The organism is Streptomyces sp. NPDC060031 (assembly GCF_042736805.1).
GTDB lineage: Bacteria > Actinomycetota > Actinomycetes > Streptomycetales > Streptomycetaceae > Streptomyces.
Window position 1 is genome coordinate 1 of sequence record NZ_JBHWVM010000166.1, and the last position, 7,212, is coordinate 7,212.

The 7,212-nt window shown below is 73.3% G+C and carries 7 protein-coding genes; 1 reads left to right on the forward strand and 6 read right to left on the reverse strand.

From position 1 onward, the window contains the following. Positions 1-132 precede the first annotated feature (132 nt). The 4 genes from fxsA to ACFWB8_RS36160 all read right to left on the reverse strand — a co-directional run bounded on the left by fxsA (position 133) and on the right by ACFWB8_RS36160 (position 4,065). The gene (gene fxsA / locus ACFWB8_RS36145; protein WP_385237297.1) at positions 133-717 is read right to left on the reverse strand and encodes an FxsA family membrane protein; all 585 of its coding nucleotides are present in this window, start codon (positions 715-717) and stop codon (positions 133-135) included. Positions 718-803: 86 nt separating this feature from the next. Beyond that, positions 804-1,574, reverse strand: coding sequence for a polyprenol monophosphomannose synthase (locus tag ACFWB8_RS36150; protein ID WP_385237300.1), 771 nt, complete (start codon positions 1,572-1,574; stop codon positions 804-806). A gap of 330 nt (positions 1,575-1,904) precedes the next feature. Next, the gene (locus ACFWB8_RS36155) at positions 1,905-3,536 is read right to left on the reverse strand and encodes an amidohydrolase (protein ID WP_385237303.1); all 1,632 of its coding nucleotides are present in this window, start codon (positions 3,534-3,536) and stop codon (positions 1,905-1,907) included. Between the two features lie 88 nt (positions 3,537-3,624). Next, a complete protein-coding gene (locus ACFWB8_RS36160) occupies positions 3,625-4,065 on the reverse strand; it encodes an Lrp/AsnC family transcriptional regulator (protein WP_365918508.1) in 441 nt (146 codons plus the stop codon). Between the two features lie 217 nt (positions 4,066-4,282). Between ACFWB8_RS36160 and ACFWB8_RS36165 the strand changes: the two genes are divergently transcribed. Then, positions 4,283-4,729, forward strand: a complete 447-nt coding sequence (locus ACFWB8_RS36165; RefSeq protein ID WP_385237306.1) for a hypothetical protein — start codon at positions 4,283-4,285, stop codon at positions 4,727-4,729. Positions 4,730-4,742: 13 nt separating this feature from the next. On the opposite strand, the gene ACFWB8_RS36170 is transcribed toward ACFWB8_RS36165, so the two are convergent. Then, entirely contained in the window at positions 4,743-5,840 is a 1,098-nt protein-coding gene (locus ACFWB8_RS36170; RefSeq protein ID WP_385237309.1) for a phosphotransferase family protein, read from the reverse strand. Positions 5,841-5,864: 24 nt separating this feature from the next. Continuing rightward, on the reverse strand, positions 5,865-6,998 hold the full coding sequence (locus tag ACFWB8_RS36175) for a hypothetical protein (protein ID WP_385237312.1): 1,134 nt from the start codon (positions 6,996-6,998) through the stop codon (positions 5,865-5,867). Positions 6,999-7,212 lie beyond the last annotated feature (214 nt).

Sequence of the window (7,212 nt, forward strand, 5' to 3'; positions counted from 1 at the left end):
GCTCCTGGGGGGGTCACCGCCTATTCCTCTTTTTCTGGGGGGGCGTTTTCCTGTTCATCTGTGGGGGCCCCCCCCCGCGGGGGCGGCGCGCCCCTCAGCTTTTTCGTTCTTACGCCCAACGGGGCGAGACGCTTACGGGGCGAGCGGCGGCCGGTGGCCTTCGGCCGTGCCCGGGCCTGACGCCGGGGAACCGTCCTCGCGGATGACCTCGCCCTGGACGATCTTGCCGTCGGGGTGGTGGATCCGCGCCTGCTGGAAGGCGTCGCCGAAGGTGCCGGCGGGCGCGGCGGCCATCTTGCGCTCCAGGGAGCGGGCGAAACGGCGGCCGACCAGGGCCCGCACGGGCGGAAGCAGCAGGAGCAGACCCACCGCGTCGGAGATCAGGCCGGGCATGATCAGGAGCAGGCCGGCCAGCATCGTCAGGCCGTTTCCGCTGCCTGGCTGCTGCGGGCTGGGCTGCCGGCCCGCCTGAACCTGCTGGAAGGTTTCCGTCAGGTTCTTGAAGGCACGCCGCCCTGCCCGCTTGATGACCACCACACCGAGCACCATGCCGCCCGCGAGCAGCGCGGCGACGGTCACACCGCCACCGGCCGCGCCCGCGACCAGGCTGAGCAGCCAGATCTCCAGGATCAGCCAGGCGGCGATCGCCAGGGGAAGGAGCGTACGGGCAGGCGAGCGCCGCCTGGGGGCCGTCGAAGGAGAAACGCCGGTCGTCATGATGACCAGTGTGCCTGGCGGGGCATAAAAGCGACCTCAGTCGGAGGTACCGGACATCCCCTAGGGGTGTCCGGGGCGGCCCGGGGTCAGGCCTTCCTGGCCTTGCCGGTCAGCTTCTCCGCGCGGGCCTGGATGCCCCACTGGGTGACCCGCCACAGGGCCTCGCGCACGATGTCCTTGCTCATCTTGCTGTCGCCGAACTCGCGCTCGACGAAGGTGATGGGCACCTCGACGACGCGGAAGCCCTTCGCCACGGCGCGGCGGGCCAGGTCGACCTGGAAGCAGTAGCCCGCGGAGGCCACCTCGTCCAGGCCCAGGCCCTCGAGGGTCTCGCGGCGGAACGCGCGGTAGCCGCCGGTGACGTCCCGGATCGGGACGCCCAGCATGAGGCGGGAGTAGGTGGAGCCGCCGCGGGAGAGGAACTCGCGGCTCTTGGGCCAGTTGACGACACGGCCGCCCGGCACCCAGCGGGAGCCCAGCACGAGGTCGGCGCCCTCCAGGGCGGTCAGCAGGCGGGGCAGCTCCTCGGGCTGGTGGGAGCCGTCGGCGTCCATCTCGACGATGACCCCGTAGCCGTTCTCCAGGCCCCAGGCGAAGCCGGCGAGGTAGGCGGCGCCGAGGCCTTCCTTGCCCTTGCGGTGCAGGACGCGCACGTGGTCGTCGCCGGCCGCCAGCTCGTCGGCGAGCTTGCCGGTGCCGTCCGGGCTGTTGTCGTCCGCGACCAGGATGTGGGCCTCGGGCACAGCCGCGCGGACGCGGCCGACGATCAGCCCGATGTTCTCCGCCTCGTTGTAGGTCGGAATGATCACCAAGGCCGTGCCGAGCGGTCCGTAGCTCCGCTGTCCGCCGTCGCTCACTGGGTCCCCTTTTGCGTTCTCGTACGTCCCGTACGTCTTGTCACAGAGGATGATTTTAGAACAGCGATCGGGGCCAGCGGTCCTTCGGGCCGACCCGGCTCCCGCTGGCTGCGGGTCGCCATGGCCGTTGTCTACTGGACCGCCGGGCCCGACCTGGGGCCACCCTCCCCCAGCTACGGCCTGGGGGTGCCCCCACCGGCGAAACCTTCCCTTGCCCCCGAGGCGCGGGCGCGGCAGAGCGGACGGGTCCGTCCGGTACGGACGTCCTGTGGTGGACCCGGCCGAACTTATCCGGATCCGACCGCCCTTACCGAACCGCGACCGGTCTCATCACCCCTGTGGCCGTACGAATACCTCCCGGCCGCCGACCACGGTGGCCAGGCACACCGGAAGATCGGCGCCGGGGGTCAGGTCGGGCAGTCCGGGGGTGCCCGAGCGGGGGTCGGTGGACCATCGGGCGACCCGGTCATCGGGGGCCTGGACGATCAGTTCCGCGGTCTGCCAGACGGCGTAGTCGGCCGGGGCGCCGGGTACGAGGACGCCCGCGTCGTCCCGTCCGAGGGCCCGCCAGCCGCCACGGGTGTGGGCGGTGAAGGCGGCCCGTACGGAGATCCGGTGCTCGGGGGTCCGGTGGAAGGCGGCCGCGCGGACGGTGCCCCAGGGGTCGAGCGGGGTGACGGGGGCGTCGGAGCCGAAGGCGAGGGGGACGCCCGCCTTGAGCATCGCGGCGTACGGGTTGAGGGTGCGGGCGCGCTCGGCGCCGAGCCGGTCGGCGTACATGCCGTCCTCGCCGCCCCAGAAGGCGTCGAAGGCGGGCTGCACGGAGGCGGTCAGGCCTAGCTCCGCGAAGGCGGCGATGGTGGCCGGGGTCATCATCTCGGCGTGCTCGACGCGGTGCCGGGCGGCGCGGACGCGGGCGAGGCCGACCTTCTCTGCGGCCGCGCGGACCCCGTCGACGACGGCGGTGACCGCGGCGTCCCCGATGGCGTGGAAGCCGGCCTGGAGTCCCGCCTCGGTGCAGGCGGCGACGTGCTCCGCCACGGCGCCCGCGTCGAGGTAGCCGGTGCCGGTGTGGGAGGCGTCGGCGTACGGGGCGTGCAGGCAGGCGGTGTGCGAGCCGAGGGCGCCGTCGACGAACAGGTCCCCGGCGGCTCCGATGGCCCCGAGCTCCTTGGCCCGGCCGAGGTCGCGGTCGGCCCAGTAGCCGAAGACGCGCGGGCCGGGGTGGGTCCGGGCGAGCTCCAGCAGGGCGGTGAAGTCCTCGGCGGAGGAGATGTCGGGTCCGCCGCACTCGTGGAGGGACCCGATGCCGAGGGAGGCGGCCCGGTCCAGGGCGGCCCGCTGGGCCTCGGCGCGCTGGCCGGGGGTGAGGGCGCCGAGCGCGGCGCGGCGTACGGCGTGGTGGGCGTCGCGGGTGAGCGGGGCGCCGTCGTCGCCGACCCCGGGGACGAGCTCCAGCAGGGCGGTGGTGACCACGGCCGAGTGGGCGTCGATGCGGCTGAGGTAGAGCGGGCGGCCGCCGGTGGCCAGGTCGAGTTCCTCCGTGCGGGGCGCGCGGCGCTCGGGCCAGCGGGCGGCGTCCCAGCCGTGGCCGAGGAGCACCCGGTCGGTGGGCCGGCTCCGCGCGTACGCGCGTACGCGGTCAAGGGCGTCGGCGAGGTCGACGGCCCCGGACAGGTCCAGGCCGGTGAGGGCGAGGCCGGCGGAGGTCGTGTGGACGTGGGCGTCGGTGAACGCGGGCGTGACGAGCGCGCCGCCGAGGTCGACGACCTCGTCCACGCCCTGTGCGAAGGCGTCGGCAGCGCCCTCGGAGCCGACCCAGGCGATGTGGCCGCGCTCGACCACCATCGCGGTGGCGAAGGGGTCGGCGGGGCTGTGGACCTCTCCCCCGCGCAGGAGGACGGTCCGGGCGGATCCGGTTGCTCCGGCTGCGTCGGCGGAGTCGGCGGTGCGGTCTGTCATGGGGACCAGTCTCGCGGGTCGGCCTGCACCGCCGGACCGCGGCCCCCGCACGAACCTCCGTCGGGGGCGGCACGGGAGCGTCAGGGCATCACACGCGCGGGGGGCGCGATTCGTACGGGGTGGAGAGGACCACCGTGGTGCGGGTGGAGACGTGGGCGAGGGCGCGCAGCCGGCCCAGCAAATCCTCCAGCTCCAGCGGGGTGGCGACGCGGACCTTGAGGATGTAGTTCTCGTCGCCCGCGACGCTGTGGCAGGCCTCGATCTCGGGGACCCCGGCCAGCCGCTCCGCGATGTCGTCCGGCGCGCTCGGGTCGAACGGCTTGACCGAGATGAAGGCCGTCAGCGGCAGGCCCACCGCCTCCGGGTCCACCACGGCCGCGTAGCCGCGGATCACTCCGCGCTGCTCCAGACGGCGTACTCGCTGATGGACTGCCGATGTGGACAGTCCCGTGGCCTTGCCCAGGTCCGTGTAGCTCATCCGCCCGTCCCGCACGAGCAGATCCACGATCTGGCGGTCCAGCTCCTCCATTGCGCTCATAGCCGCACAACCTACGGCCAAGAGCGCTTCAGGCCCAGCGCTGTCCACGGACCGGCTGGCACCTGCGCCGGGCATGTGACCAAGGCCACAAGGGTACGGAGGCGTGGGCCCGGCGGTTGTGGTTACTCGTGCCGCGCGACGGGAAGTGCTTGGTGTGGCCGAGGCCGTAGAACCTGCCCGCCCGGCCCACCCAAGGGGGAGTACATCCATGCTGAACACCAAGCGCGCCGGTCGCATCGAACCGGAGCCCCTGGAACCGCTCGATTCCGAGGAGGGTGACGAACTCGAATACCTCTATGACGCCGAGGGCTTCGAGATCCACCACGCGATCTGCCCCGACTGCGGCCAGTCGATCGCCCTCGTCGCGGACGAGGAATTCCTGCCGCAGCACGCGCTCTGCCTGACCCCGTGGAACCCGTTCGGGCTCACGGTGTGCGCGGGCACCGGGCGGCCCGCCGCCGACGCGCTGCCCACCGTCGACTTCGGCGGCGGGGAGGCGCCCGAGCTGGAGCCCGTCGTGCACCTCACGCTGCCGCTCGGGCTGGACTGGCGGACGCAGCCGTTCTCGCACGTCGGCGGCCCGGGCTCGCGTCCGGTGCGGATGCCGGAGCCCGCGGTGCTGCCCCGGATGCGGCGGCACGCGCAGGCCGCCTGAGCGCGACCGCGAGTCACCAGTACGTGCCCTGCACCATGGCGGCCAGGCTGGCGTGGTGCAGGATCAGGCCGTCCGGTTCCGCGGGGATCTCGACCTCGCCGAAGTGCGCCTGCCGGTAGGCGATGCGCAGCATGACGATCCCGTGCCGCAGGGCGGCGTACAGGGTGTGGAACTCCATGTTCCGCGGGGTGTGGCCGGTGAGTTCGGCGTACCGGCGTTCGATGTCCTCGCGGCGCAGGAACTCCGGCAGGCCGGGCTGGCCGAAGCCGACGGTGAGGTCCTGGAAGAACCGGTGGAGGTAGACGGTCCAGCCGAGGTCGACCTCGCGCGGGGCGCATGCGGCCATCTCCCAGTCCAGGACGGCGACGGGTTCGAAGCCGTCGGCCCGGTAGATGACGTTGCCGATGCGGGCGTCGCCCCAGTTGAGGACGGCCTCGCCCTCGTCGGCCGGCCAGAGCTCCTCCAGGCGGCCGAAGGCCCGCTCCAGCAGCGGTGAGCGGGCCAGGCCCGCCACCACCCACTCGTAGTAGGCGCGTTGGGCGTCGACGTGGCGGCGCAGCGGGCTGCCCTCGCCCGGCGGGATAAGGAACTCCGCTTCCTTGGGCGGGAATTGCTCGTGCAGGCGGGCCAGCAGCGCGACGGTGGCCTCCTGGAGGGTGGCGCGTTCGGCGTCGGTCGCGGCGTGCAGCCAGTTGCCCTCGTACGTGTAGGGCATGACGTCGGGCGGTACGCGGCCCTCGGCGCGGGCCATGACGAAGAACGGCGCCCCGAGCGGACCGGGGTCCTCCTCCAGCCACTGCACGCGGGGGACGGGGAGGTCGGTGTGGGTGGCGACCAGGCTCATCACCCGGTGCTGGCGGGCCATGTCGTAGGTGGGGAAGACGGTGTAGGCGGCGGGGTCGGCGGCGAGGCGGAGCGCGCAGGCCGCGATCGGGGTGTCGGGGTGCTCGATGTCGAAGAGCAGGGTCTCGCTGGACATGCCGTTGGAGCCGGGGACGCGGGCGCCCGCGACCTCGGCGCCGGGGAGCCGGGTGCGGAGCCAGGCGGTGAGGCGCCGGGTGAGTTCCTCGGGTTCGCGGGTGGAGGTGCGGGGACGCGGTGCCGTTGCCATGGGTGGGTCCCTTCCTGACTCTCTCTACTGCGCGACGGAGGAGTAGTCGGCGAAGCCGCTCGGGTCGTGGCGGCCGAAGCTGCCGTGCTCGAAGATGCCGTGGCCGGTCTGCCCGTCGAGGGTGAAGCGGGCCGAGTGGTCGGTGACGCCGAAGGCTGCCATGGGGTGGGCCGAGGGGTCGGAGAGGTCGTAGACGCGGCGGTCGCTCCAGCCGCGGCCCTGCCAGGTGCCGTGCTGCCAGTCGGCGGCGGGCGGGTAGCCGGCGCCGACGGCGAGCGGGGAGGAGTTGAGGATCTCCACGCCGAGTTCGAGGGGTTTGCGGGCCGGGTCGGTGAGGTGGACGACGGCGCTTCGGGGGTGGCGGCTGCCGGGGCGGTAGCGGATCTCGGTGTGGGGCCAGCCGAGTTGGACGTCATGGCGGCCGCTGCCCTCGGGGAAGACCTGGACGGCCTCGTTCAGGGTGCGGTGGCCGTCGGCGTCCTCCTGGGCGATGACCATGAGGAAGCGGTCCTCGAAGCGGACGGGGATCCAGAGCCAGTGGAAGCCCTCGGGGCTGTGCTCCTCGGCGGCGCGGCCGCCTTCCTCTCCGGGTATGGGGCGTACGCCCCAGCTGCGGTCGCGGGTGCCGGTCCACTCGCGGGGCGTGAGGGTGAGTTCCTCGCCCTTGGCGCGGATGGTCCCGGAGGCGTTCCCCGCCTGGACGAAGCGGCGGCCTTCGAGCATGAGGCGGTCGCCGCGGCGCTGGATGTGGTGGGGCTCCCAGACGGCCGGGAACTCGGCGGTCCAGGTGATGTCGTACGAGAGCCCGTCCGGGTCTTCGGGGTCGGGGTCGCACTGGAGGGTGATCTGCTTCAGGGGGGTGTCGACGAGGATGCGCAGGGGGCCGACGGAGAGGTTCATGCGGTCGTCGGTGAGGGCGTCGGAGGCGCGGACGGCGAGGAGTTCGTCGCCGATGCGCAGGGTGGCGTAGGCGTCGATGACGCCGGCGTTGGGGTAGACGCCGAGGCCGAGGATGAGGACGGCTCGGCCGGCGTGGTCGAAGACGTGGAAGATGCAGCGGTCGTAGGCGTTCCGGTCGCCGCTGACGAGGTGCTTCATCGACAACGGGGCCTGGTGGACGGGGTATTCGTCGAGCGGTACGGGCCGGTCGGCGGGCATGGCGGACCTCCTGGGCACGGGCCGGGCTGGGCCGAGCGGGGCATGGCCCCGAGCGGAGATGACGGTACGTCAGAAACCGCGCGGGGGGCCATACTTCTGGCACTCCTTGACAGCCCGGCACGCCACGCCGCAGCTCTCCGGGGGTGCGCCACGCGGGCCGCCTCCGGCGGGTGCGCCGATGCCGCCGCGCGGGGCCGCACCGGCGCTCCGGGGC

Bases quoted from the DNA above. Each gene is read 5' to 3' on its own strand.
- ACFWB8_RS36165 (WP_385237306.1), top strand. From the start codon at position 4,283: ATGCTGAACACCAAGCGCGCCGGTCGCATCGAACCGGAGCCCCTGGAA.
- ACFWB8_RS36170 (WP_385237309.1), bottom strand. From the start codon at position 5,840: ATGGCAACGGCACCGCGTCCCCGCACCTCCACCCGCGAACCCGAGGAA.
- ACFWB8_RS36175 (WP_385237312.1), bottom strand. From the start codon at position 6,998: ATGCCCGCCGACCGGCCCGTACCGCTCGACGAATACCCCGTCCACCAG.
- ACFWB8_RS36160 (WP_365918508.1), bottom strand. From the start codon at position 4,065: ATGGAGGAGCTGGACCGCCAGATCGTGGATCTGCTCGTGCGGGACGGG.
- fxsA (WP_385237297.1), bottom strand. From the start codon at position 717: ATGACGACCGGCGTTTCTCCTTCGACGGCCCCCAGGCGGCGCTCGCCT.
- ACFWB8_RS36155 (WP_385237303.1), bottom strand. From the start codon at position 3,536: ATGACAGACCGCACCGCCGACTCCGCCGACGCAGCCGGAGCAACCGGA.